22 protein-coding genes are annotated in these 24,729 nt (G+C 72.5%); 10 read left to right on the top strand and 12 right to left on the bottom strand.

Annotation, left to right across the window (positions count from 1 at the left end; genetic code table 11):
- Positions 1–38: 38 nt before the first annotated feature.
- Positions 39–1,220, top strand: a complete 1,182-nt coding sequence (locus AB0C36_RS02315; RefSeq protein ID WP_358347943.1) for an epoxide hydrolase family protein — start codon at positions 39–41, stop codon at positions 1,218–1,220.
- 93 nt (positions 1,221–1,313) lie between these two features.
- Here the strand turns inward: AB0C36_RS02315 and AB0C36_RS02310 are convergent, their stop codons facing one another.
- Together AB0C36_RS02310 and AB0C36_RS02305 are read right to left on the bottom strand one after the other, a co-directional pair.
- A complete protein-coding gene (locus AB0C36_RS02310) occupies positions 1,314–2,288 on the bottom strand; it encodes an ABC transporter substrate-binding protein (protein ID WP_358347941.1) in 975 nt (324 codons plus the stop codon).
- Positions 2,289–2,465: 177 nt separating this feature from the next.
- A complete protein-coding gene (locus AB0C36_RS02305; protein ID WP_358347939.1) occupies positions 2,466–4,115 on the bottom strand; it encodes an AMP-binding protein in 1,650 nt (549 codons plus the stop codon).
- Between the two features lie 193 nt (positions 4,116–4,308).
- On the opposite strand from AB0C36_RS02305, the gene AB0C36_RS02300 reads away from it, so the two are divergent.
- Positions 4,309–4,911 carry a PadR family transcriptional regulator gene (locus AB0C36_RS02300; protein ID WP_358347936.1) on the top strand — a complete coding sequence of 201 codons (603 nt, stop codon included), beginning with the start codon at positions 4,309–4,311 and terminating at the stop codon, positions 4,909–4,911.
- A gap of 87 nt (positions 4,912–4,998) precedes the next feature.
- On the opposite strand, the gene AB0C36_RS02295 is transcribed toward AB0C36_RS02300, so the two are convergent.
- On the bottom strand, positions 4,999–5,430 hold the full coding sequence (locus AB0C36_RS02295; RefSeq protein WP_358347935.1) for a hypothetical protein: 432 nt from the start codon (positions 5,428–5,430) through the stop codon (positions 4,999–5,001).
- A gap of 273 nt (positions 5,431–5,703) precedes the next feature.
- Positions 5,704–6,351 (bottom strand): hypothetical protein, encoded by a 648-nt coding sequence (locus tag AB0C36_RS02290; protein ID WP_358347933.1) that lies wholly within the window; start codon positions 6,349–6,351, stop codon positions 5,704–5,706.
- A gap of 205 nt (positions 6,352–6,556) precedes the next feature.
- Between AB0C36_RS02290 and AB0C36_RS02285 the strand changes: the two genes are divergently transcribed.
- The gene (locus tag AB0C36_RS02285; RefSeq protein WP_358347932.1) at positions 6,557–8,041 is read left to right on the top strand and encodes an MFS transporter; all 1,485 of its coding nucleotides are present in this window, start codon (positions 6,557–6,559) and stop codon (positions 8,039–8,041) included.
- Between the two features lie 112 nt (positions 8,042–8,153).
- On the top strand, positions 8,154–8,915 hold the full coding sequence (locus AB0C36_RS02280) for a hypothetical protein (RefSeq protein ID WP_358347930.1): 762 nt from the start codon (positions 8,154–8,156) through the stop codon (positions 8,913–8,915).
- 142 nt (positions 8,916–9,057) lie between these two features.
- On the opposite strand, the gene AB0C36_RS02275 is transcribed toward AB0C36_RS02280, so the two are convergent.
- Together AB0C36_RS02275 and AB0C36_RS02270 are read right to left on the bottom strand one after the other, a co-directional pair.
- Complete coding sequence (locus tag AB0C36_RS02275) at positions 9,058–9,924, bottom strand: NADP-dependent oxidoreductase (protein WP_358347927.1); 867 nt, start codon at positions 9,922–9,924, stop codon at positions 9,058–9,060.
- Entirely contained in the window at positions 9,912–10,259 is a 348-nt protein-coding gene (locus AB0C36_RS02270; protein ID WP_358347924.1) for a hypothetical protein, read from the bottom strand. The genes AB0C36_RS02275 and AB0C36_RS02270 overlap by 13 nt, the downstream gene beginning before the upstream one ends.
- Positions 10,260–10,784: 525 nt before the next feature.
- On the opposite strand from AB0C36_RS02270, the gene cmk reads away from it, so the two are divergent.
- Genes cmk through der form a run of 3 tightly spaced genes read left to right on the top strand, consistent with a single transcriptional unit; the run spans position 10,785 to position 13,776 of the window.
- Positions 10,785–11,522 carry a (d)CMP kinase gene (cmk, locus tag AB0C36_RS02265; RefSeq protein ID WP_358347921.1) on the top strand — a complete coding sequence of 246 codons (738 nt, stop codon included), beginning with the start codon at positions 10,785–10,787 and terminating at the stop codon, positions 11,520–11,522.
- 5 nt (positions 11,523–11,527) lie between these two features.
- Positions 11,528–12,265 carry a lysophospholipid acyltransferase family protein gene (locus AB0C36_RS02260; RefSeq protein WP_435838962.1) on the top strand — a complete coding sequence of 246 codons (738 nt, stop codon included), beginning with the start codon at positions 11,528–11,530 and terminating at the stop codon, positions 12,263–12,265.
- A gap of 29 nt (positions 12,266–12,294) precedes the next feature.
- A complete protein-coding gene (gene der, locus AB0C36_RS02255; RefSeq protein ID WP_358347918.1) occupies positions 12,295–13,776 on the top strand; it encodes a ribosome biogenesis GTPase Der in 1,482 nt (493 codons plus the stop codon).
- A 109-nt stretch (positions 13,777–13,885) separates the two neighbouring features.
- Here the strand turns inward: der and AB0C36_RS02250 are convergent, their stop codons facing one another.
- The 5 genes from AB0C36_RS02250 to AB0C36_RS02230 all read right to left on the bottom strand — a co-directional run bounded on the left by AB0C36_RS02250 (position 13,886) and on the right by AB0C36_RS02230 (position 18,653).
- A complete protein-coding gene (locus AB0C36_RS02250; protein ID WP_358347915.1) occupies positions 13,886–14,611 on the bottom strand; it encodes a hypothetical protein in 726 nt (241 codons plus the stop codon).
- A gap of 116 nt (positions 14,612–14,727) precedes the next feature.
- Entirely contained in the window at positions 14,728–16,077 is a 1,350-nt protein-coding gene (gene bioA / locus AB0C36_RS02245; RefSeq protein ID WP_435838961.1) for an adenosylmethionine--8-amino-7-oxononanoate transaminase, read from the bottom strand.
- Positions 16,078–16,229: 152 nt separating this feature from the next.
- Positions 16,230–17,015 (bottom strand): DUF8842 C-terminal domain-containing protein, encoded by a 786-nt coding sequence (locus tag AB0C36_RS02240; RefSeq protein ID WP_358347912.1) that lies wholly within the window; start codon positions 17,013–17,015, stop codon positions 16,230–16,232.
- A 181-nt stretch (positions 17,016–17,196) separates the two neighbouring features.
- A complete protein-coding gene (locus AB0C36_RS02235) occupies positions 17,197–18,369 on the bottom strand; it encodes a hypothetical protein (protein WP_358347909.1) in 1,173 nt (390 codons plus the stop codon).
- A gap of 47 nt (positions 18,370–18,416) precedes the next feature.
- Entirely contained in the window at positions 18,417–18,653 is a 237-nt protein-coding gene (locus tag AB0C36_RS02230; protein ID WP_358347906.1) for a lipopolysaccharide assembly protein LapA domain-containing protein, read from the bottom strand.
- A gap of 304 nt (positions 18,654–18,957) precedes the next feature.
- On the opposite strand from AB0C36_RS02230, the gene AB0C36_RS02225 reads away from it, so the two are divergent.
- Entirely contained in the window at positions 18,958–20,592 is a 1,635-nt protein-coding gene (locus tag AB0C36_RS02225; RefSeq protein ID WP_494410241.1) for an MDR family MFS transporter, read from the top strand.
- Between the two features lie 233 nt (positions 20,593–20,825).
- On the opposite strand, the gene AB0C36_RS02220 is transcribed toward AB0C36_RS02225, so the two are convergent.
- Positions 20,826–21,641 carry an SDR family NAD(P)-dependent oxidoreductase gene (locus AB0C36_RS02220; protein ID WP_358347900.1) on the bottom strand — a complete coding sequence of 272 codons (816 nt, stop codon included), beginning with the start codon at positions 21,639–21,641 and terminating at the stop codon, positions 20,826–20,828.
- A 134-nt stretch (positions 21,642–21,775) separates the two neighbouring features.
- On the opposite strand from AB0C36_RS02220, the gene AB0C36_RS02215 reads away from it, so the two are divergent.
- On the top strand, positions 21,776–22,276 hold the full coding sequence (locus tag AB0C36_RS02215; RefSeq protein WP_358347897.1) for a pyridoxamine 5'-phosphate oxidase family protein: 501 nt from the start codon (positions 21,776–21,778) through the stop codon (positions 22,274–22,276).
- Between the two features lie 210 nt (positions 22,277–22,486).
- Entirely contained in the window at positions 22,487–24,712 is a 2,226-nt protein-coding gene (locus tag AB0C36_RS02210) for an acyl-CoA dehydrogenase family protein (protein ID WP_358347894.1), read from the top strand.
- Positions 24,713–24,729 lie beyond the last annotated feature (17 nt).

The raw sequence follows: 24,729 nt of genomic DNA, 5'->3' as shown, positions 1-24,729 counted from the left end.
CTGGCCCGATCCGAAGAGGAGCGATTAGCATCCCGGACATGTCGGACGTACAGCCCCGCCCTGAATCGTTCACTCCGAAGACCGATGCCGCGGCGATCGAGGACCTTCGGGCCCGGTTGCGCGCGACGCGGTGGCCGGACGCGCCTGAGGACGCGGGCTGGTCCATCGGGACCGACCTGGACTACCTGCGCGAGCTGGTCGCCTACTGGGCCGACGAGTTCGACTGGTCGGCGCACGAGGCGGCGCTTGCCCGGCTGCCACGTTTCCGCACCCGGGTCGGCGGCCTCGGGATCCACTTCGTGCACGCCCGGGCAGTCGCGCCGCGCGGACCCGTGCTGCCGCTCGTTCTCTGCCACGGCTGGCCGGACTCGTTCTGGCGGTACACGAAGGTCGTCTCGCTCCTCACCGACCCGGGCGCGCACGGCGCGGACCCCGCCGACGCGTTCGACGTGGTCGTACCCGACATGCCGGGGTACGGGTACTCGGACCGCCCGACCGGCGCGCCGCTCGACTCCATCGCCGTCGCCGGCCTGTGGGCCCATCTCATGGACCTGCTCGGCTACCCGCGGTTCGGGGCGGCGGGCGGCGACATCGGCAGCCATGTGAGCCGCTACCTGGGGCTGGACCGGCCCGAGCGGGTCGTGGCGGTGCACCGAACGGACGCGGGCGTGCCGCTGTTCACCGGGGACCCGGCGGAGCTGACACCCGAGGAGCGCGCCTGGATCCAGGACGTGGCGGCCTGGGGCGGGACGGAGGGCGCGTACGCCGCCGTGCACCGCACGAAGCCGCAAACCGCCGCGTTCGGGCTCACCGACTCGCCGACGGGTCTCGCCGCGTGGATCGTCGAGAAGCTGCGGGCGTGGAGCGACTGCGGGGGTGACATCGAACGGGCGTACACCAAGGACGAGATCCTGACGCTGCTCTCGATCTACTGGTTCACCGGCACGATCGGCTCGTCGATGCGCATGTACCGGGCGAACTCCGCGATCCCGCCCGCGCAGCTCGCCCGTCGGGTCGAAGTGCCGTCCGGTTTCTCGCTGTTCTCCGGTGACATCCTGCGCCCGCCGCGGGCCTGGCTCGAACGTACGGCAAACGTCGTACGCGTGACCGAGCCCGCCCGCGGCGGACACTTCGCGGCCTTCGAGGAGCCGGAGATCTACGCCAAGGAACTGCGTTCGTTCTTCCGGCCGTTCCGCGCGGAGTTCGGCCGAGGCAGCTGACACCGCCCCGGCGCGCGCCGGGCCCGGATGCCACCGGGTAGGACGAACGACCGCGGCGGACCGAAGCGTTCGTCGAACTGGTCGCAGTACGCCTCAAGGCGTGCGGCGTCCGCGTCCTGGACGCGGAGCCGGGCCTCGTCCGGGCGGCAGGCGGCGGGCCTCCTCGGGCGTGACCGGCTCGCCCACCCGCACGCCGTGCAGCACGTTCGCGATCACCTCCGCGCCGCGGACCACGCGCGGCCCGGGCCGGTTGAAGTACGCAGGCCCGTCGAGTACCCACACCGCGTTGTCGCGCACCGCCCGAAGCTCCGGCCATCCCGGCAGCCCGGTCAGCACCTCCGCCTCCGCCAGCGTGCGTTCGGGCGGGAATCCGCAGGGCAGGACCAGGATCACGTCGGGTTCCGCCGCACGCAGCGTCGCCCAGTCCATGGCCGCGGTGTGCTCGCCGCGCGCGGCCAGCAGCGCTTCGCCGCCCGCAGCGTCGATCTGCTCGGGCACCCAGTGCCCGGCCGGCCACAGCGGGTCCAGCCACTCGATCGCCGCGACCCGGGGACGCGGGCGTCCCCCGGCAGCGGCCGCGACCGCCTCGCCGACGGCCGCAAGGCGGGCGCGCAGCGCCGCGACGCGCTCGGCGGCCACGTCCGGGACGCCGAGGACCGAGCCGACCTGCACGATGCAGTCCAGCACGTCCGGCAGGGTCTTCGGCTCCAGGCTGAGCACCGTTGCCTCGTTCGGCATCACGCGTACGGCGTCGGACACCGCGGTGTACGACACGGCGCACACGTCGCACAGGTCCTGCGTCAGCACGAAATCGGCGGCCGATGCGCCCATCGCCTCGACGTCCAGCGTGTAGAGCGAGGAACCGCCGTGCGCCGCGCCCCCGACCGCGGCGGAGATCTCCCGGCTGGTGAGCCGGTCCGCGTCGAACTCGGCGGCGGTCACCACGGGCACGTGCGCGACGGCGTCCCGCGGCCAGTCGCATTCGTGGGTGCGGCCGACCAGGGCGTCGGCCAGACCGAGTTCGGCGACGATGTCGGTGGCGGCGGGGAGCAGGGACACGATGCGCATACCCGCAGCGTACGTCGGGTGCCGGCCACGCCTGTCGCGCGTCGGGACGTGGAGGTCGGTGTTCCGGGTCGCGGTCCGCGACGCGGGTCTGGGAGGCGGCCCGCGACGCGGTCCGGGACGTGGTCGCGGGCGGGCCGTGGCCGCCCCGAATCGGGCGAGTCGCCCGGCCGCGCCGGCTCAGTCCTCCAGCAGGTGTGAGCGGTCGTGTTCGGCGAACGCCTTTGCCAGCGCGTCGCGGTCGTCCTCCGTCATGATCCGGTACGCCGCGTCGCGCTCCGGCCGCCACCACACCGTGTCGCTCGTCCGCCAGCCCTCGCGGCGCAGCCCGTTCTTGTCCGTCTTGCTGGTCGCGGTCACCGGCATCGCGTCGAGCATGCGGACGAACCGCGGCGGCATCTTGGTGCCGAGGTCGGCCTGTGCGGTGAGGAACTCCGCGAAGCGGTCCGGGTCGAAGTCCGTCTCCGGGGCCGGTACCGCCGCGGCCATGACCAGGTCGCCGACCGCCGGGTCGGGGGTGGCGTACACGGCGACCGCGGCGAAGGCGTCGTGGCGGGCGAGGATGTTCTCGATGGTGTGCACGGCCAGGTTCTCGCTGTCCACGCGCAGCCAGTCGTTGCCGCGTCCGGCGAAGTAGAGGTAGTCGTCCGCGTCGCGGTAGAAGAGGTCGCCGGTCCAGAACTTGCCCTGCCTGAGCCGCGCTTCGCTGGCCTCGGGGTTGCGCCAGTAGCCCTGGAAGTTGCGGCTGGGCGCGGTGCTGACCAGCTCGCCGATCGCCTCGGCGCCGTTCAGCAGGCGTCCGGCCTCGTCGAACTCCGCGCGTGCGCACTCGCGTTCGGTCTCCGGGTCGAGCACGACAAGGCCGGGGACGGCGGGGCCGATGGCCCGGTCGGGCGTACCGGGTGCCCACTGGAACGACACCCCGCCTTCGGAACTCCCGTACCCCTCGCGCAGCGGGCAGCCGAAGCGCGCCTCGAAGCGGGCGCGGTCGACGGCGCCCGCCTCGGTGCCGTAGGCGGCGACGAGCGGGTTCGCGGCGTCGGCGGGGTGCGGCGGGGTGGCCAGGATGTAGGAGATCGCGCGGCCGACGTACGTGAAATAGGTGGCGCCGTAACGGCGTACGTCGGGCAGGAACCCGGAGGCGGAGAACTTGCGGCGCAGGGCGGTGGCCGCGCGCGCGTGCAGCGCGGGCGCCCAGTTCGCGATCACCGCGTTGCCGTGGAACAGCGGCATGGGGATGTAGCAGACCGATTCGGGGGAGAGCGCGAACTGCCGGGCCATGCCGGCCGCCGACGCCGCGATGCGGCCCTGGGTGCTGGGCACGGCCTTGGGCGCGCCGGTCGAGCCCGAGGTGAAGGTGATCATGAACCGGGTTTCCTCGGTGACCGTGCCGTCGTCGGGCGGCAGCGGAGCGCCGCGCTGGCCGGCCAGGAGGGCCGCGTACTCGGCGGTCTCCACGACGAGTACGGGGGTGTCGGCGAGTTCGGCCTGCCCGTCGAGCAGTTTGGCGTGCGTCCGGTTGGTGACGACGACCGCGCACTCGGAGTGCCGGATGTCGCGGGCGAGGTCGGCGCCGCGACGGGTGGAGTTGATGCCCACCACCGTTGCACCGGCAAGGGCCGCGGCCTGCATCCACAGCACGAACTCGGGTTCGTTGTCGAGCAGCAGTCCGATGTGCGGCTCGCCCTCGCGGTGCAGGCCCTTCCACAACGCGGCGCGTTCCGCCGCGCCCGCGGCCAGTTCGTGGTGGGTCAGCACGCGGTCCTCGAAGAACAACCCGGGGCGGTCGTCGCCCCACTGCCCGCGGACCAGGTGGGCGACGGTCGTCATGGGTGACGCCTTTCTGCGACGGCTTGTCTCGGAGGACCCGATAACTTCCCTCTGGGAAGTTCGGCCATCGTGGCGGCGCGGCCCGCCGAAGTAAACGGTGTGTCGCGAACGTCACTGCCGGGCGCGGGCCCGTGCCGTTCGGCGCGACCGGTCGTCGGCGGGGGCGCGTACCCCGGGCCCGTACGCTGGGCCCGTGCCTCCCGCCGAATGGTTGCCGACCACCACCTACACGATCCTCGGACTGCTCTCGTACGAGCGCGAACTGTCCGGTTTCGAGGTCAAGCGCTGGGCCGACACCAGCCTGCGGTTCTTCTACTGGAGCCCGGCCACCAGCCAGGTCTACCGGGAACTCGAGCGCCTGGCGGACGCCGGGCTGGTCAGCTCGCGCGTCGTCCCCGGGCAGACCGCGCGCAGCAAGCGCGTCTACCGGATCACCGCGGAGGGCCGTACCGAGCTGACCCGCTGGATCGAGGAGGCCCCGGTCGAGCCGACGCTCATCCGCGACTCCGTCGTCCTGCGGATCTGGCTCGGCCACATGGCCGACCCCGAACGCCTGCGCGAACTCCTGGAGGAGCACCGCGCCCGGCTCCAGGCGCTGATCCCCGAGGTCCGCAAGCTCGGCGAACTGGCCGCCGTCCACTCCACCTGGGCGTACCCCGAACTCGTCTCGCAGTGGGGCGAACTCCAGTACGAGGCCGAACTGCGCGGCATCGACCTGCTCCTGGCGGGCATCGACCGCGCCCATCCCCGGGGCGGCGCCCCCGGCGAAGCCGACGGCCCGGACGCGCCGCACTGAGTCGAGATTGAACACCCCCGACGCGCCGAGCCGGGTCGACCCTGGCCGGCGGAGCCGGGTCGACCGCCAACCGGCCGCCGCGTCCGCTCAGTTCCCGCGGACGAGCGCCGCATCGGGACAGAGCAGGTACGCGGACTGCCGGACGAGCCAGAACAACTCGTCCCCCGCGCTCGGAGCGCCGCCGCCGTGCCGGGCCACCAGATCGTCGACGATCATCCGCTCGGCGGTCCCGTCGAACAGCCGCCCGCAGGAAGTCCGCGCCTCGCCGCCGAGCACCGCGTCCGACATGGCGCCAAGCACGACGGGCTCCTTTCCGGCCAGCGCCTTGTACGAGGTGCGCACGCCCTGGGCGAACGCCGCGTCGGTGATCGGCGGCTTCGACGTGGTAGGCGCAGGTGTCGCGCGGGCGGGTGGCTTGTCGTCGTCGTTTCCGTCGACCAGGAACATCAGCACACTCCCGAGCATGACCGCCGCGAAGACCGCGGTCAGGACCACCATCCCTGCCCTCAGCGCCTTCATCTGCCCGGGGGATACGGGCGGTGGGACACGTGGCGGCAGCAGCGGCCGACGCGGAACGGACGGCGGCGGCCCGGTCGGCGTCGTCGTCGGGGGCGGCCCAGTTGGCGGCAGACCCGTCGGCGGTGGCCCCGGCGGCGGTGGTGGATACGGCCCGCCACCTGATTGCGGGATGCGGTGATTGCCGGACATAGGTTTCCCCCCCGATATCGACCCTCCACGTCGAATGTAGGAGGACGGCCGACCTGCGGTACGCCCGTCACCGCCGATTCAGGGTTACCCCCGAGCGGGGCCGCGGGCGAGCGCGTACGTACGGCCGAGGCCCAGGTCGGTGACGACGAAGCGGTGCTGCCCGCACGCGCGCGCCGCCGCGGCGACGAGCGGCAGCATCCCGGTGCGGGCGTGCACGACGACACCGGCCTCGTCGTACCACCGCACCGAGTCCCCGATCCGCCGCGCCGACACGATCCGCGCCACGCGGGCACTCCAGCACCCTCGGTGCGCCCCGAGGGCCCGGGCCACCTCGCGCGGATCCTGCCCCGGCGCGCCGCGCACGTACCCTTCCCGCATCCCGAGACCGACCAACACACCGCCCACCGGGGCCCGTTGTGGCGTCGGCCGCCAACCCGTCGCCGCCGCCAGCGCACGAACCGCCGTGGCACACGCGGCAGTCGGAGGCGCACCGAACACCCGGCTCGGATCACGGTACGCCAGCAACTCCGCGACGCCCGCGTCTCCGCCCCCGCTGCCTCCGCCGCCTTCGCCGCCCGCGAATGCGAACGCGTCCAGCGGTCTCCGCGTCGCGAGCACGAACGCCGTCACCTCCGCCCGCACCCGCGCGAACGACGCCGACGGCAGCACGATCGGGCACGTCCAGGCACCCGCCGCCCCGGCCACCTCGGCATAGTCCGAACCCGCACTCACGGCCGCACCCCATCGGATTCGAAGCCCATGGCCGTCCTCCTACCCACAACCGGGGCCCCACGCCTCCGCGACGGCATCCGATGCGGGGCGCCCGCCGCGTCCCGAGTCGTGCAATCGACGCATCATCGGGAATACTCGACACACTGTTGAGTTTAAGTCTCCCGTACGCACCACCCGCATCCCCGAGGAAACGAGGACCCGGCCCGTGTCCGCCACCGCAGCCGTCGCGCCAGCGAGCGCAACCCGTACGCCGCGCCCCGGCGCGCTGATCGCCGCCCTGTCGTTCGCCGCCATGGTCGGCGCGATGCTGCAGACCCTGGTCGTCCCGGTCCTCGGCACCATCGGCGCCCGCCTCGACGCCGACGCCGGCTCGGTCAGCTGGGTACTCACCGCGAACCTGCTGGCGGCCGCCGTCATGACGCCGCTGTTCGGGAAGACCGGCGACCTGTTCGGCAAGAAGCGCATGCTGCTGGTCGCGCTCGGGATGATCCTGGCCGGGTCGCTGCTCGCCGCCCTGACTACGTCACTGCCGCTGCTGATCGTCGCCCGCGTGCTCCAGGGCGCGTGGGGCGGCCTGTTCCCCGTCGCCCTCGGCGCACTGCGCGACGAGCTGCCGCCCCAGAAGCTGACCGGCGCGATGGCCATGGTCAGCGGCATGATCGGCATCGGCGGCGGCATCGGCCTGGTCCTCACCGGCCTCCTCACGAACCACCACGGCGACTACCACCGCGTCTTCTGGGCCGCGACCATCCTCACCGCACTGGCCGCGCTCGCGGTCGCCGCCGTCGTACCGGCACGCAAGCCCACCGCCACCGGGCGCATCGACTGGATCGGCGCGGGCCTGCTCGGCCTCGCCCTCGTGGCGCTGCTGCTCCCCGTCTCGCAGGGCAACACGTGGGGCTGGACGTCGCCGCGCACCCTCGGCCTGTTCGCCGCCGCCGCCGCCCTCTTCGCCGCCTGGGCGCTCGCCGAGCGGCGCATCGCCGACCCGATGATCGACATGAAGGTCTTCGTGAAGCGCTCGGTGGCCTTCACCAACATCGCGGGCGTCCTGGTCGGCGTGAACATGTTCGTCGGCTTCCTGGCCGTGTCGCAGTTCGTGCAAATGCCCGAGCGCGTCGCCGGCTACGGCTTCTCCGCGTCGGTCCTGTCCGCCTCCACCGTCTACCTGCTCCCCGGTGCCCTCAGCGCCGTCGTCGCCGCACCCGTCGGCGGCCTGCTGGTACGCCGCTTCGGCGGCCGCCACGCCCTCGCCGTCGCCGGCGCCATCAGCCTCGTCGCGTACGCCTTCGTCGCCTTCGCGCACAGCAGCAGCTGGCACCTGATCGTCGTCGCGGTCGCCGTGCAGTCGTCCGTCGCCATCGCGTACGCCGCCATGCCCGCACTGATCATCGCCGAAGTCCCCCTGGCACAGACCGGCATCGCCAACAGCGTCAACGCCATCGCGCGTTCCGTCGGCAGCTCGCTGGCGAGCGCCGTCGTCACCTCGCTCCTGACCGGCCACCTCATCGCCGGCCTCCCCGTCGCCGTCCCCACCGAAAGCGCCTTCACCGCCTCCTTCGTCATCGGCGCGGTGGCCGGCGGCCTGGTGATCCTCGTCGCCCTCGCCGGCCTCCCGCGCCACCGGCCCCGAACCGTCGCGGCGCACAACGTGGCACCCACGGAGGCTCCTGCCCCCGCCCGCACCTGACGCGGCGTGCTGCCCGACGTCTGCCGCCCGGGCGTCGTACGGCAGCAGCCGGGCAGATGCGGGACGATGCCTTGTCGCAGTCGAGACGCTCGCCGGACCGGGAGGACCGCAGATGACCAGCCCTGGCCCTCGTGACGACAGCGAAGTCCCGGATCCCTTCGGCACCCTGCGCAACGCGCTGTGGATCGGCGGCGGTCAATGGGCCGGCAAGTCGACGGTCGCCCGGCTGCTGGCCGTTCGGTACGGCGTCACCGTCTATCAGTACGACTACCACGACGCCCGCGGCCACAACGACCGCCGGATCGCCCGTCGCGTCGCTCTAGGCGAGCCCGCCGCCGAGCCCGACCCCGACACGGTGTGGGTCGACACCACCCCGGAACAGATGGCCGCGACGACGCTGGAAGGCTTCCCCGAGCGCTTCCAATGGGCCCTCGACGACCTGCGCGCACTCGTCTCCGGCCGCCCGGTCATCGCCGAAGGCTGGGGACTCCGCCCCGAACTCGTCGCCCCCCTCGCCGATTCACCGCGCCGGATGGTCGTGATGGTGCCCACACCCGAGTTCCGCCGGCAGCAGGTACGCGAACTGCCCCGCGCGGCCTCGCTCGGGAACCGCGTCACGGACCCCGCCCGCGCGCAGGCCAACCGGCTCGCCCGGGACCGCCTCGTCGCCGAGGACGCCGTCCGCTCCGCGCACCGACTCGGCATCCGCGTCATCGAGATCGACGGCTCGCGGGACGCCGACACAATCACCGACCTCGTCGCCGAGCACTTCAGCCCCTACCTCCCAGAAGCAGAGACATCGGCAGGGACATCGTCCAAGGCATCGGCAGAGGTAGAGGCAGAGATGGACGTCGAGGCAGGTCGCAGCACCTGACCTCGCCTGGCTTCGCGCCGCCCTGAGCACGGACACGTCGGCCGACGAGTCGTGCAGGACGTCGTCGCACAGGACAGGTCACAAGAAGCAAGTCGCACAGGACATGCCGCAAAGGACAAGCCGCGGGACAAGGCGTACAGGGTCAGAAGGTCATCGCGACCTTCCCCGCCAAGCCGCCCTGCAGGAAACGTGCATGTGCCGCCCGGATCTCGTGCAGTCCGAACGCGGCGTGCACGCGCGGCCGCAAGGAACCGCGGTCGACAAGATCGGCCAGCTCGGCGAGTCCCGCGCCGTCCTCGCGCACCTGGTTGACGACCGTGCGCACACCGCGGGAGGACTGGTCGGGGACGGGCCCGGCCTGGGTGGCGATCGACGCGTACCGGCCGCCGTCGGCCACGGCCTCGGTCACGAAGGCGCCGACCGTGTCGAAGACCGCGTCGTAGCCGCGTTGTTCGAGGGCGCCGGGGTGGGTGGTGACGAAGTCGGCACCGTGGTCGCGGGCGAATCCGGCATGCGCGTTCCGAGAGACGAGGGCGTCCACCCGGACGCCCCGAGCCCGGGCGATCTGCAGGGCCAACCCGCCGACCGCTCCCGCGGCGCCCGCTATGAGCAGCCGTTCCCCGGCGGACAGTGCCAGCCAGTTCAGGGTCTGCAAGGCAGTGAGTCCCGGGAGCGGCAAGATGGCTGCTTCGACGAGACTGACCGACTGCGGCGCGGCGGCGACAGCCCGCGCCGGCAAAGCGACCAGGTCGGCCCAGGTGCCCCGGCCGGAGTCGAGCTGGTGCGACATCGCGACGACCCGTTCCCCCACACGCAGCCCGCTGTCGCCACCGTCCACCACGATGCCGGCCAAGTCCCAGCCGAGTGTCATCGGCAAAGGCGGTGTCCCCTCGCCGATCGCCCCCGCGCGCGTCTTGTCGTCGACGGGGTTGATGCCGGTCGCGATGCTCCGGATCAGCACTTCCCCGGGCCCCGGTTCGGGTTGGGGAGCGTCGACTACGCGGAGCACGTCGGGTGCACCGAAGCGATCGATCTGTACGGCACGCACTGAGAGCCCTTCGACGGCTGCTGCTGACGCGTCGCTGCAACAGCCCGGATGATCACCGGATTCCCGCTCGGTGCCGGGACCGCAAACGGATGTACCGGCCATGCGGTGGCGACGACGCCGACCGGGTGGGCGCGCGGAGCGTCGTCGTCGTCAAGGAAGTGCGCACCGTCGGGGGACGCGGCGACGGCCATGTCGCGCAGTCCGGAGACCGCGAACGCGATCGGGCGGGGGTCGGCCGGCTTGGCGGTCGCGTACGGCTCCTGCGGCGAGAGGCGGGACGCGGGGGAGTCGAACACGTCATCGGGGACCCCGCGCGATCCACGAAACGGGTGACCGCCGGCAGCACCGAGCGCGTGGCCCGCCGGTGTTCCAGGACCACACCCGCCAGCTCCCGCGCCGCCGGGCCCGTCGTCTTGGCCGACTCGGCGGTGCGGTTCGTCATCCGCACGAGCAGCTCCGGCGAGACCGTGGGATTTCCGGCCGCGGCGCGGCGCACGCCGACCGAGTCGTGCCCGACCGCCTGTGCCAGGACCGCGGGGTCGGGATGCTCATGTCCGGCCGGGAGGAGGTCCAGGAGCGGCAGATCCGCCCGGGCAGTATCGCGTCGATCACCGCGGAAGGTGCCTGGCCGGGCAGCACGGAGGACGGGTTCATGGGCGACTTGACAGCGGGCTGCGGAGACACCGCGAGGCCCCGGTCGCCGCGGCCGCGGCGCGTGGCGGGGCCGGCGACGGGATGGGGTGGGATTCGGGGATGATCGGGTGCGGCGGTTCCCGGTACCCTCGGGGGTGACATCCCCAGGAATCGAAGGGTCATCGACCGTGGATACACGCACGCCGCTCGCGACGATCGTGGTCGCGGTCGACGGTCCGTCCGGCTCCGGCAAGTCCAGCGTGTCGCGCGAGGTCGCCCGGCGGCTCGGGCTGCGCTACCTCGACACGGGCGCGATGTACCGGGCGATGACCTGGTGGATGCTGCACAACGGCGTCGAGGTGACGGACGCGGTCGCGGTGGCCGCCGCGGCGGACAAGCCCGAGCTGGTGTCGGGGACGGACCCGTCCGGGCCGACCATCACGGTGGACGGCATCGACGTCGCCGGGCCGATCCGGGGGCCCGAGGTCACCGGCTCGGTGAGCGCCGTCAGCGCGGTCCCGGAGGTGCGGACGCGCCTGGTCGCGATGCAGCGGGCCGTGATCGGCTCCGGCGGCATCGTGGTCGAGGGCCGCGACATCGGCACGGTGGTGGCCCCCGACGCGGCGCTGAAGGTGTACCTGACCGCGTCCGAGGCGGCGCGGGCCGCGAGGCGCAACGCCGAGAGCGACGACCCCGCGACCGACGTCAACGCCACGCAGGCGGATCTCGCCCGCCGCGACGCGCTCGACTCGGGCCGGGCCACGGCACCGCTCACACTGGCGGCCGACGGCCTCTTGGTCGACACCACCGAGATGGACCGCGACCAGGTCGTGGAGCACCTGCTCGGGCTCGTCGCGCGGGCCGTCGACGGGGGTTCCGCGGTGGCCGCGGGTGCGCCCGAGCCCGCCGGAGAAGCCCTGCGGTGAGCGATCTGCCCGGGCAGCGCGGCAACGGGGGCAGCCGGACCCGCTGGCCCGTACCCACCGACATCACCAAGCCGCCGCTGTCCGCCGCCGCGCACCGCATCGGCATCCCGCTGCTGCGCTCGTTCTGGCGCGTACGCTCGCTCGGCACCCACAACGTCCCGCTCGGCGGGCCGGTGATCCTGGCCGGCAACCACACCAACTTCGCCGACGGACCGCTGCTGTACGCCTTCTGCCCGCGCCCGGTGCACTTCTGGGTCAAGCAGGAGATGTTCACCGGCGTGCTCGACCCCGTCCTGCGCGGCATCGGCCACATCCCGGTCAACCGGGGCAGCGCCGACCGCGGCATGATCATGGACTCGCTCACCGTGCTCCGCGCCGGGAACTGCCTGGGCGTGTTCCCGGAGGGTACGCGCGGCTCCGGCGACTTCTCCGAGGTCCACAACGGGCTCGCGTACCTCGCGATGCGCTCGGGCGCGCCGATCGTGCCCGTCGCGTGCCTGGGGACGGGCGAACGCGGCGCGTCCATCGGGGCACTGCCGGCCTTCCGCGCGAAGATCGACGTCGTGTACGGCAAGCCCTTCCTCCCCGCCGCCGACACCGGCACGCGGACCCGCAGCGCCGTCACCGACGCGTCGCGCCGCATCGTCGAGCGACTGACCGCACACTTGCACGAGGCCGAGCGTCTGACCGGACGGTCCGCGGCACCCGCCGCCGACCTTCCCGCCGCCGACGCGCGCGCCTGAGAACACCACCGATCACGAGGACGCCACCCATGCAGCACGACGCCGGATCCGGCGCATCCGCCGACGAGTTCTCCGGGGGCATCGACCCCGAGGCGTGGGAGGCCGATTTCGACCCCGACGAGTGGGTCGACGCCGGGGGAGACCTCCTCGGCGGCGGCGAGGAGGAGGCCGAGGCACACGCCGCGATGCCCGTCCTCGCCGTCGTGGGCCGCCCCAACGTCGGCAAGTCCACGCTCGTCAACCGCATCATCGGCCGCCGCCAGGCGGTGGTCGAGGACACCCCCGGGGTCACCCGCGACCGCGTCAAGTACGACGCCGACTGGAACGGCCGCCGCTTCACCGTCGTCGACACCGGCGGCTGGGAGAAGGACGTCGCGGGTATCGACCTGTCGGTCGCGCTCCAGGCCGAGTACGCCATCGACAACGCCGACGCCATCCTCTTCGTCGTGGACGCCACGGTCGGCGCGACCGACACCGACGAGGCCGTCGTCAAGCTGTTGCGCCGGGCCGGCAAGCCGGTCGTGCTGGCCGCCAACAAGGTCGACAACCTGGCGCTGGAGGCCGACGCCGCGGCGCTGTGGTCGCTCGGTCTCGGCATGCCGTACCCCGTCTCCGCGGTGCACGGCCGCGGCAGCGGCGACCTGCTGGATGCCGTCCTGGAGGCCCTGCCCGAGGCGCCCGCGCAGCGCTTCGGCACCGGTCCCGGCGGTCCGCGCCGCGTCGCGCTGCTCGGCCGCCCCAACGTCGGCAAGTCGTCGATGCTCAACAAGCTCGCCGGGGAGACGCGCGTCGTCGTCGACCCGCTGGCCGGGACGACCCGCGACCCGGTCGACGAGCTGATCGAACTGGGTGGCAAGACCTGGAAGTTCGTCGACACCGCCGGCATCCGGCGGCGCGTGCACCTCACCCAGGGCGCGGATTTCTACGCGTCGCTGCGCACCACGGCCGCGCTGGAGAAGGCCGAGGTCGCGGTCATCCTGGTCGACGCGAGCGAGCGCCTGGCCGAGCAGGACACCCGCATCATCTCGCTGGCGATCGAGTCGGGCCGCGCGATCGTCATCGCGTACAACAAGTGGGACCTTCTCGACGAGGAGCGCCGCTACTACCTCGAACGCGAGATCGAGAAGGACCTCGTCCAGGTCCAGTGGGCGCCGCGCGTCAACGTCTCGGCGAAGACCGGCCGGCACATGGAGAAGCTGGTCCCGGCGATCGAAACCGCCCTGGACAGCTGGGAGAAGCGCATCCCGACCGGGCGCCTCAACGCCTTCCTCGGCCAGATCGTCGCGGCCCATCCGCACCCGGTACGCGGCGGCAAGCAGCCCCGCATCCTGTTCGGCACCCAGGCCGGCACCAAGCCGCCCCGGTTCGTGCTGTTCACCTCGGGCTTCCTGGAGGCCGGCTACCGCCGCTTCGTGGAGCGGCGCCTGCGCGAGGAGTTCGGCTTCCCGGGCACCCCGATCGAGATCCGCATGAAGGTCCGCGAGAAGCGCTCGCGCAAGCCGGGCAAGTAGGCGTGGCCCCGCGCCGGTGACCGTACGCCGGTGACCGGGCGCCGCCGAGCACGTGACGAGGCCCGGAACCCCAGGTGGGGTTCCGGGCCTCGTGCTGTCACGCTTGCCGCTACAGCGGCATGTGCTGCGTCTGATATCCGGCGACGGGCATCAGCGCGAGCCCGGACGGCTGCCGGTTCGGCATGGGGGAGGGGCGGCTCGGCTGCCCGTACGACTCGTACGCGCCCTGGGCGTGCATCGGCGGCGGCGTGTTCATCGACGAGTTGCCCATCGACGAGTTGCCCATCGGCGCGTTGGCCATCGAGGCGTTGCCCATGGGTGAGTTGCCCATCGGAGAGTTTCCCATCGACGAGTTGCCCATCGGGGAACCGCCCGTCGGAGAACCCGGCTGGCCGCCCGACCCGCCGTACTGCAGGTTCTGCGAGAGGCCGTAGCCGCCCGAACTGCCGTACGACTGCGAGTAGCTCTGGTTCTGCCCGGCACCGTGCCCCTGCTCCGTCCGGAAGGCCGGAACCGACATGGGCGAGGGCGTCGAGTAGCCCCCTGACGAGTACACCTGAACCGCGGCCTGCATCCCGGAGTGAACGCCGGAGTGCACCGTGGACTGCATCCCCGATTGCATCCCCGACTGCATGCCCTGGATCCCCGACGACATCCCGGTGTGCATCCCGCCGGCCGCGCCGAACCCCTCGCCGTAGCGGTCCCCGGGCACCGCCCGGAACATCCGCTGCCACTCCTCGAACAGCCGGTCGAAGATCGGTGTGGGCGAACCCGGAGGCGCGAACTCGTTCTGGCCGGCGGCACCGGAGAGCGGGGAGTCGTCGAAGGTGAACACGTAAACTCCAACGACCCAGAGCCCGTTGCGATGCGGGCAAACCACCCCACAAACCTGAGAAACCGTCAGGTTTGCCTGGGGCGCGTCGGATCCGGGCCGTCGGCGGGCGTCGGCGCTCAGCCGGTGTGCACGTTCTCCACCACGTCGACCATGGCCGCGGTGACCAGGGCCAGGTCGTCGGCGGTCATCACGTACGGCGGCATGACGTAGACGAGCTTGCCGAACGGGCGTACCCAGACACCGCGTTCGACGAAGGCCGGCTGCACGCGGGCCATGTCGACGGGGGTCCGCAGTTCGATGACGCCGATGCCGCCCAGGACCCGGACGTCGGCCACCTGCGGGAGCGCGCGGGCCGGTTCGAGGCCGGTGCGCAGACCGGCCTCCAGCGCGGCGACCCGGTCGCGCCACGGTCCGGAAGTGAGAAGGTCGATGCTGGCGACGGCGACCGCCGCCGCGAGGGGGTTGGCCATGTACGTCGGGCCGTGCATGAACGCGCCGTGGGCCCGGCTGATCGTCTCGGCCACCTCGTCGGTGCACAGGGTGGCCGCCATGGTGAGATAGCCGCCCGTCATCGCCTTGCCGACGCACATGATGTCGGGGGAGATCCCGGCGTGGTCGCAGGCGAACATCGCGCCCGTGCGGCCGAATCCGGTGGCGATCTCGTCGGCGATCAGCAGCACGCCGTGCTCGTCGCACAGTTCGCGTACACGCGCGAGGTACGCCGGGGAGTGGAACCGCATGCCGCCCGCGCCCTGCACGATCGGCTCCAGCACCACCGCCGCGACCTCGTCCCCGTGCTTCGCGAGCAGGTCCGCGAGTTCGGCGGTGTCCGCGTCGACGAGCGGCCGGGCGAACCCGGCGGGCGGGATCGGGGCGAACAAGTGCTCCGGCAACGCGCCCGACCACAGGCTGTGCATGCCGCCCTCGGGGTCGCACACGGCCATCGCGCCGAAGGTGTCGCCGTGGTAGCCGCCGCGCACGGTCACCATCCGTGTGCGGCCGTTCTGGCCGCGGGCACGCTGGTACTGCAACGCCATCTTGAGCGCGACCTCGACGGACACCGAGCCGGAGTCGGCGAGGAAGACCCGTTGCAGAGGCTCGGGCGTCAGCTCGACGAGGCGGCGGGCCAGTTCGACGGCGGGCGGGTGGGTGAGCCCGCCGAACATGACGTGTGCCATCGCGTCCAACTGGCGGCGGGCGGCGGCGTTCAGAGCGGGGTGGTTGTAGCCGTGGATCGCGGACCACCACGAGGCCATGCCGTCGACCAGTTCGCGGCCGTCGGCCAGCCGCAGGCGCACGCCCTCGGCGGACACGACGGGGAAGAGCGGGGCGTCGCCCAGCGCGCTCGCGTACGGGTGCCAGATGTGCCGGCGGTCGTACGCCACCAGCTCCTCCGCGTCGACCCAACGGGACGCCGAACCGGGGTCGGAGAGGCCTGCGGACGCGGGAGGGTGATCGCCGTTCATCGCACGGACGCTAGCAGCAGGCGGCGACCGGCAGTGCGACCGCTGTCACACTCTGGTGACCGCGGGCGGGGCCGTACGCCGGTGCCCACCCCGGCGTACGGCCCCGAAATCGCGACGCGCGATCAGCGTCCGATCAGCGCTGGATCGGTAGATCAGCGGCCGGTCAGCGGCACCGAGCCGGCCACCAGGAGGCCGCGGCGGCCCGCCTCGCGCAGCGCGGCGCCGAGTTCGTCGTTGCCGGTGTGGATGCCGATGGTGCCGACGGGCGCCGCGTACAGCAGCACGACGCCGTTGGACCGGGCGGCGCTGAGCCAGGCCTCCGGAACCTCGGCCGGGACCTGCGCCTGCCACCACGCCTCGGTACGGCCGCCGGCGCCTGGGAACAGCACCGAGGTGAGGAACCCGCCGTCCAGGACCACCGACCAGCCGCTCAGCAGCGGCGGCAGGGTCATGTCGGGGGCGGCGACCGAGCTGAAGCCGCGCTCGGTCAGCAGCGAGAGGAACTCGTCGCGCGCGCCCTGGGTGCCCGGGCGCGCGACCGCGGCACCCGGCTCGACGACCAGGGCCGCGTACGTGATGCCGTCGCAGACCATCATGCTGCCGGTGATCGAGATGGGCACCGGTCCGCCCGGCACCACGGTCGGCGTCGGGACGTTGGTCGGGTCGCCCTGCTGGGCCGCGATGAGCGGTTCGACGGCGGCGTCCGAGACCGGGATGACCTGCGACGGGATGCAGCGCGCGTGGGCGAACGCCAGGACCGCGGTCTCCTGGGCGAGGTAGAGCAGCGCGCTGGTCTCCTCGACGGTGGTGTCGCCGCCGCCCCGGCAGGAAGCGCACGCGTAGGTCTGCGGTCCGGTCTCCCCGGACACGAGACGGATGGCCTCGTCGTCGCCGATCTCGGCGCGGACCTCGGGGCTGACGTCCAGCAAACGTGACACGGTTTCGCTCCTCGCTATGGCGGGGTAAGGGTCGCGGGTATCGCGCCCGGACGTTACCGTCTAGTCACGTTGGGTGACGTGCCTTGGCCGGGAACGTCACCCTTACGAGCGGTTGGGGTCAGGTTGGCACCTGCTCCGTACGGGGGAATTCGCCTTCGGACCGGGTGGCGCGACCTCGCGGTCAGGCGAACGTCCACTCCGCGTCGGGCGTCACCGGGCAGGTGTAGTCGAGCACCGACGCCCCGGCGACGAACGCGCGGAACGCCGCCTCGACGGGCACCTTCGCGGCGTCGGCGGGCAGCCCGGGCCCGTCGTGCCGCGACATGCGGTACGCCACGCGGCAGCCCGTCTCCTGGCCCGTCGCCACGTCCTTCTTGCGGCCGGTGCCGTCGACCGCGCCGACGACCGTGCCGGGCGGCGTGGCCGTGGTGACCTTCGTGTCCTTGGGCGGTGCGGGCGTCGAGTCCGGCGGCACCGGCAGGCGCTGGGAAAGGCGCGGGCGCTCGCCGGGGATCTCCGCGGAGGGCGCGATGTAGCCGTGCGCCACGGTGAAGGAGAGGGCGCGTACGCCGTCGAGGTAGAGGTCGCAGGTCTGCACGTAGCCCTCACGGCCGGGCGTACGCGCGGCGGTCCACCGGCCCCGCTGGTCGCCGGCCGCCGCGGCGCCGAGCGCGCTCGGCGGCAGGACCTCGCAGATGGGCGCGTCGGTGAGCGGTACGCGCGGCGGCGCGGGGGCGATCGGCGCGGGGTTGGCGGGCGCCGTCTGGCCGCAGCGCGAGGCGTCGTAGACGCCCGCGGCCAACTTCTGGGTCACCGCGCCGAGTTGTTCGCGGCGGTCGGCCGCCGGGTCGCCGACGATGCGGCCGCGGACGACCACGGGCGCCTTGACCGCGCGTCCGGCGTCGTCCGTGATCCCAAGCGTGCACTCGGTGGTGATCCACACGTCGTCCGGCCCGGCCATGCCGTTGAAGTTGTCGCCGACGAACGGCGACGCGACCGACCCGGTCGACCCGGCGAGCTGCACGAGTTCGGAGCCGGCCATGTTGGGCAGGTAGGCGGAGCCGACGAAGCTGACGCCGTCGACCGTGACCTCGCAGCGCTGCAACGGGTACTTGAAGATGGGCCGCTGCTCGTCGCGGACGGTGGGCTTGCCCTTCGGCAGCAGCGCGGTGACCTCGTCGGTGTTCAGCAGGCCCGAGCACACCTCGGCCGGGACCGGCTGGGCCTTGGCCTTCCCCTCCACCCCGCAGGCACTCAGAAGCGCGGCGGCGGCGACACCTGCCGCGAGGGCGCGCGCGGACGGCGCCCGTCGTACCGGGCGCGGCAAACGGGGGGTTCGGGCCTGCGTGGACACGCCCCGAACAATAGCGGGCGGCGGGCCGCGGGGGGTCGGCCGCGGGGTCAGCCGCGGCGCGTCTTGACCATCCAGCCGGTGAACGCGCCGACCGCGAAGGTCCCGATCAGCACGATCCACATCGGCGCCTCGACCGTGGGGATCCAGAACCGGATCGACGCGGACGCGGTGTTGGCCAGCACGAACCACACGCTGAGGATGACGATCGCGATCGTCAGCCAGGTTCGGTTGTCGATCTGCGCGAGGAAGTTGCTGTTTCCTCCGCTTTTGCTGGTGCCTGACATGTTTTCAGGCTAAGTCCGATTCCGGCCGTATGCCCCGCAGGCGCGGCGGGCGGACGCGCGGCGTCGCCCGAATGCCAAGAGTTGTTAAAGTTGCATTCCGCAACTAATGTGCCCTACAGTTGTACCCGGCAACGACTTTGCCGCGTTGCCCCCAAGGCATGCGAAGAAGACTCGGTAAGGGGTGCCCGGCCCCGGCGCGATCCGCCGGAGGCGGGCTCGAAGGGAAGTAGTACGCATGGCGAGCTCCGCCGCATCAGCCGCGACACCTGCCGTCGCCGGGCCCGGAGGCACCTCCGGGGAGCCGATGACGCACCGCCGCATCATGGAGGCCCTGTCGGGGCTCCTGCTCGGCATGTTCGTGGCCATCCTGTCGTCGACGATCGTCAGCACCGCACTGCCGCGGATCATCGGTGACCTGGGCGGCGGGCAGTCCGCGTACACCTGGGTCGTCACCGCGACGCTGCTCGCGATGACCTGCACGACGCCCATCTGGGGCAAGCTGTCCGACCTGTTCAGCAAGAAGCTGCTGGTCCAGCTCGCGCTCACCATCTACGTCGTCGGCTCGATGCTCGCCGGGCTCGCGCAGAGCTCGGGCATGCTGATCGGCTTCCGCGTCATCCAGGGCGTCGGCGTCGGCGGCCTGACCGCGCTCGCCCAGGTCATCATGGCCGCGATGATCTCGCCGCGGGAGCGCGGCCGGTACACCGGCTACCTCGGCGCGACCTTCGCCCTGGCCACCGTCGGCGGCCCCCTGATCGGCGGCGTCATCGTCGACTCGGCGCTCGGCTGGCGCGGCTGCTTCTACGTGGGCGTGCCCTTCGCGGTCGTGGCGCTGGTGATCCTGCAGAAGACGCTGCACCTGCCGGTGGTCCGCCGCGAAGGCGTGCGCATCGACTACCTCGGCGCCACGCTCATCAGCGGCGGCGTCGCCCTCCTGCTCATCTGGGTCACTCTTGCCGGCGAGCAGTACGACTGGCTCTCGTGGCAGACCGGCGCCATGATCGGCGGCGCCCTGGTCCTGCTCGGCCTCGCCCTCGCCGTCGAACAGCGCGCCGCCGAACCGGTCATCCCGCTGTGGCTGTTCCGCGACCGCACCGTCGTCCTGGCGGTCATCGGCAGCCTTGCCGTCGGCCTCGCGATGATGGGCGCCTCGGTGTTCCTCAGCCAGTACTTCCAGATCGCCCGCGGCAAGTCCCCGACGGTCTCCGGCCTCATGACCATGCCGATGATCCTCGGCCTCGCCCTCACCTCCACGGTCGTCGGCCGCCTCATCACCGCGACCGGCCGCTGGAAGCGCTACCTCGTGGGCGGCGGCGTCGCCCTCACCGCGGGGCTGGTCCTCATGGGCACCGCACGGTACGACACCAACCTGGTGCTGCTCGGCGCGTTCATGTTCCTCGTCGGCGTCGGCGTGGGCGCGCTCCAGCAGAACCTGGTGCTCGCCGTGCAGAACGCCGTGCCGCTGCACCAACTGGGCGCCGCGAGCTCGATCGTCGCGTTCTTCCGCAGCCTCGGTGGCGCGGTCGGCGTGTCCATCCTGGGTGCCGTCATGTCGCACCGCGTGGCCGGCTACCTCGCGGACGGCGGGGCGGGCGGAGGCGGTGCGGGCGGCGGCATCCCGGATGTCCGCCACCTTCCGCCGGGCGTACGCACTGTGGTGGAGAGCGCGTACGGCCACGCCATCGGCGACATCTTCATGGTCGCCGCACCGTTCGGGCTGGTGGCCCTGCTTGCCGTGCTGCTGATCAAGGAGCAGCCGTTGCAGACCGCCAAGCAGGTCGCCGCGCAGGCGGCCGACGGCCCGGCGCAGGGCGGCTCGGCCGCGGCGGTCCCGGACGGCGCGGCTGCCGACGGTTCAGCTGCCACCGGTTCGGCCAGCAGCCCTTCGGAAGCGGCGGAGAGCCGGCGGGACGCGGCCGCGGGAGCCCCGCGGACCTGACCCGGCACCCCGGTCCCGGTCTCGTCCGGCCCCGCTTCTTCCCGTTCCCGTCGTCCCCACCCGAAAGCGTGCCCCGTCGAGCCTTCTCAGCTCCCACGGCGGCGGCACGGCAAGGCCCCGTCTGCTATCCCCCGAAGCGGACGGGGCCGCGCCATATGCGGCGTGATGCGGCGTACCGCAGCGGCGCCTTGCGGCAGGTGTCGAAGATCCGGGCCGAAGACCATCGCGGGCGGTCAGTGCGGCGCGACGTCCATGTCCGGCAGCGGGTACGGGAACTTGACGCCCACGCCGCCGTCGACGCTCAGCACCTGGCCGGAGACGTACCGCGACAGGTCGCTCGTCAGGAACAGCAGCGGGCCGGCGATGTCCGCGGGCCGGGCCACGTCGCGCACCGGGGCGTTCGCGGCGTTGGCGGCGCGGCCCGCCTCGCCGAGGTACGCCGAAACGCGCGGCGTCCACACCACGCCGGGCGCCACCGCGTTGACGCGTACGCCGGACGGGCCCAGTTCGACCGCGGCCGAGCGTACGAGCGACATCAGCCCCGCCTTCGCGGCACCGTAGGCGGCGTGCATCGGCGCACCCGTCAGCCCCGACACCGAGGCGACGAACGTGATGGTGCCGCCCCCGTTCCGGGCCATGTGCGCGCCGCCGAACTGCACGGCGAGCAACGCGTGCCGCAGCACGATGTCGTGGTGCCAGGCCCAGTCCTCGTCGGTCGTCGAGAGCAGGTCCTTGTAGCGGCTCATGCCGATGATGTCGACGACGGCGTGCACGCGGCCCAACTGCGTCTCCGCCTGCTGCCACAGCGCCGCGACGTCCTCGCGCGACGTGGCGTCCCCGGACCACGCGAAGCCGTCGACCTCCTTGGCGATGTCGGCCGCGAGGTCCGCGTCCAGGTCGACGGCGAGGACCTTCGCGCCGCTCTGCGCGAGGGCGTGCGAGGCCTGCCGTCCGATGCCCTGGCCCGCGCCGAGGACGACGACGCCCTTGCCGTCGAGGCGCAGGCGCCCGGGGTAGTCGGGGACTTCGGAGTCATCGGTGCGAGTCATGCGTCCAGGACTATCTGACGGACCGTCAAGGAGCAAGGGGGCGGTGTGGCGGCGGGGGTTGTCGCGTACGCGTCCGCCGGTGCACTCTGTGGCATTGTTTGACTGAAGCAACCACATTTCCCCGGAGGGTCGGCATGGGCGAGCACATGGGCCACGGCGTCAAGCAGCGCGACAAGGTCAAGATGACCCCCGAGGAGGTGACGGCGTTCCTCGCCGAGCGGCACTCGATGACGATGTCCACGCTGAATCCCGACGGCAGCATCCACTCGATCGGCATGTGGTACGGCTTCCTGGAGGGCGAGATCGCCCTGGAGAGCAAGGCCAAGGCGCAGAAGGTCCTCAACCTGCGCCGCAACCCGAACATCACGCTCCTGGTCGAGGCCGGCGACTACTACGAGGAACTGCGCGGCGTCTCGATCGTCGGCAAGGCCGAGATCGTCGAGGAGCCCGAGCGCATCTGGGAGTTGGGCGTCGACGTCTTCAGCCGCTACACCACGCCGTACACCGAGGCCATGCGTCCGGCCGTGGAGATGATGCTCAACAAGCGCATCGTCATCAAGGTGATCCCCGACAAGATCGTCTCCTGGGACCACCGCAAGCTCGGCCTCCCCAGCACCCGCCCCGCCGGCGCCTGATGCGCACGAGGCCATCTGCCGGGCCCTCGGCGGATGGCCTCGGTGGATTGCCCCGGTGGATTGCCTCGCACATTCGAGACGCCTCGGCCTGGGGGATAAGCGAAGGTCACCTGTCTTTTCCTTTGACCTTGACAAGGATATTGTCGGATCATCAGGATCGGCGGGCCTGGCCCCCTCAGGGCCGGAGCCCGCAGAGATAGGGGATTCAACGTGCCCATCGGATACACGCCCGAGCACCGGACCTTCGCCGAGTCGGTCGCCGGATTCGCGAAGCGCCACGCGACGGTCGAGTCGACCCGCCGCGACATCGAGGCGCTCTCCGCCGGAGCCGTGCCCGGTTTCTGGGACGGGCTCGTGGGTTCCGGGGTGCCGGCCATCCACCTTCCCGAGGAGTACGACGGCGCCGGCGCCGGGATCCTCGACCTCGCGGTGGCACTCGAGGAGACCGGCCGCGGGCTGCTGCCCGGGCCGCTGCTGCCCACCGTGCTCACCAGCGCGCTGCTGGCGCGGTACGCCGGCCCCGAGCCCGCAAAGGCCCTGCTGCCCAAGTTCGCCGAGGGGGCGACCGGAGCGGTGGCCGTCGCGCCCACCCTGACCGCACGGGCGACGCCGGTCGGCTGGCAGGTCGACGGCACGGTCGGCCCGGTGCCCGGTGCCGTCAACGCGCGGTACCTGCTGCTGGGCGCGCGTACCGGCGAGAGCGAGGAGATCTGGTTCGTCGTGGCCCCCGGAGGGCGCGACGCGATCGAGGTCGCGCCGCTCACCGGTGTCGACCTCGCCCGCGGCGTGGGCAGCGTGACGGCGCATGCCCTGGAGGTCACCTCGTCGCAGGTGCTGCCCGGCGTCACCACGGAGCGGGTACGCCGCCTCGCGGCCGTCCTCGCCTCCGCCGAGGCCGTCGGCGTCGCCCGCTGGTGCTTCGAGACCGCCGTCGAGTACGTCAAGGTCCGCGAGCAGTTCGGCCGCGCGGTCGGCTCCTTCCAGGCCGTCAAGCACAAGGCCGCCAACCTCTTCACCCGTCTCCAGGTCGCCACGGCCGCCGCGTGGGACGCCGCCCGGGCCGCCGACGAGACCGGCGCGGACGCCGAGGACCAGCTCGAACTGGCCGCCGCCGAGGCCGCGATCGTCTGCCTGCCGGTAGCCCGCGAGATCGCCCTCGACTGCATCACGATGCTGGGCGGCATCGGCTTCACGTGGGAGCACGACATCCACTTCTACTGGCGGCGCGGCGTGTTCCTCGCGCAGTTGCTCGGCCCCACCGGCGACTGGGCCGAACTGCTGGGCCGCCGCGCGCTGGCCACGCTCGACGGCGGCCCGGAGCGCCGCTTCGACCTCGAAGTGGGCGGCGGGCTCGACGACTTCCGTGCCGAGGTGGCCGCCAACCTGGTCCGGGCCAAGGAGCTCGACGAGCCGGCGCGGCGTCAGTTCCTCGCCGACGAGTGCGGGTACGTGTCCCCGCACTACCCCAAGCCCTACGGCATGGCCGCGAACCCGGCCCAGCAGATCGTCATCCAGCAGGAGTTCGCCGCCGCGGGCCTGACCCAGCCGTCCACGGTCATCGGCGAGTTCGCCCTCCCGACGCTCATGGCGCACGGCACCGACGCGCAGAAGGACCGCTACGTTCCCGCGACGCTCCGCGGCGACATCGTCTGGTGCCAGCTCTTCAGCGAGCCCGGCGCCGGCTCCGACCTCGCGTCGCTCGCCACCCGCGCCGAGAAGGTCGAGGGCGGCTGGAAGCTCAACGGCCAGAAGGTCTGGAACTCCAAGGCCCACGAGGCGCACTTCGGCATCTGCCTGGCCCGCACCGACCAGGACGTGCCCAAGCACAAGGGCATCACGTACTTCATCGTCGACATGGCGACGCCGGGCATCGACGTACGCCCGCTCAAGCAGTCCAACGGGCAGTCCGAGTTCAACGAGGTCTTCCTCGAGGACGTCTTCGTCCCGGACGAGTCCGTCGTCGGCGAGGTCAACCAGGGCTGGGTCATCACCCGCACCACGCTCGCCAACGAGCGCGTCATGATCGCGGGCGGCCCCGGCATGGCGGCGTTCGGCAAGCTGCTCCAGGACATCGGGGCCTCCGGTGCCGCGGGTGCCTCGCAGGCGACCGCGGTCCGGCTCGGCGGGTTCGCCGCGGAGAACTGGGCGCTGCGCGCCCTCACCCTGCGCTCCACCCTCCAGCAGCTGTCCGGCCTCAACCCCGGCGCCGCGTCCAGCGTGCTCAAGCTGGCCGTCACCGAGCACCAGCGGGCCGTGGTCACCGCCCGGCTCGAACGCGTGGCCGAGGCCGGACTCGCCGACGAGTGCCTGGACGGGCTCGCGGGCGAACTGGTCACGGCGTACCTGTCGGTCCCCGCGGTCCTGCTGGGCGGCGGAACCCGCGAGATCCAGCTCAACGTGGTGGCCGAGCGCATCCTCGGACTGCCGCGCGGCTGACCCACGGGCCGGGCGCC

Origin of the sequence: Streptodolium elevatio (assembly GCF_040649515.1) — a bacterium.
Lineage (GTDB): Bacteria > Actinomycetota > Actinomycetes > Streptomycetales > Streptomycetaceae > Yinghuangia > Yinghuangia elevatio.
The sequence above is the reverse complement of the archived record's forward strand: the minus strand, read 5'-3'. Positions and strand labels throughout refer to the sequence as shown.

Bases quoted from the DNA above. Each gene is read 5' to 3' on its own strand.
- AB0C36_RS02230 (WP_358347906.1), bottom strand. From the start codon at position 18,653: ATGTCAGGCACCAGCAAAAGCGGAGGAAACAGCAACTTCCTCGCGCAG.
- der (WP_358347918.1), top strand. From the start codon at position 12,295: ATGCAGCACGACGCCGGATCCGGCGCATCCGCCGACGAGTTCTCCGGG.
- AB0C36_RS02305 (WP_358347939.1), bottom strand. From the start codon at position 4,115: ATGACGACCGTCGCCCACCTGGTCCGCGGGCAGTGGGGCGACGACCGC.
- AB0C36_RS02220 (WP_358347900.1), bottom strand. From the start codon at position 21,641: ATGACTCGCACCGATGACTCCGAAGTCCCCGACTACCCCGGGCGCCTG.
- bioA (WP_435838961.1), bottom strand. From the start codon at position 16,077: ATGAACGGCGATCACCCTCCCGCGTCCGCAGGCCTCTCCGACCCCGGT.
- AB0C36_RS02225 (WP_494410241.1), top strand. From the start codon at position 18,958: ATGACGCACCGCCGCATCATGGAGGCCCTGTCGGGGCTCCTGCTCGGC.
- AB0C36_RS02310 (WP_358347941.1), bottom strand. From the start codon at position 2,288: ATGCGCATCGTGTCCCTGCTCCCCGCCGCCACCGACATCGTCGCCGAA.
- AB0C36_RS02215 (WP_358347897.1), top strand. From the start codon at position 21,776: ATGGGCGAGCACATGGGCCACGGCGTCAAGCAGCGCGACAAGGTCAAG.
- AB0C36_RS02315 (WP_358347943.1), top strand. From the start codon at position 39: ATGTCGGACGTACAGCCCCGCCCTGAATCGTTCACTCCGAAGACCGAT.
- AB0C36_RS02280 (WP_358347930.1), top strand. From the start codon at position 8,154: ATGACCAGCCCTGGCCCTCGTGACGACAGCGAAGTCCCGGATCCCTTC.
- AB0C36_RS02295 (WP_358347935.1), bottom strand. From the start codon at position 5,430: ATGAAGGCGCTGAGGGCAGGGATGGTGGTCCTGACCGCGGTCTTCGCG.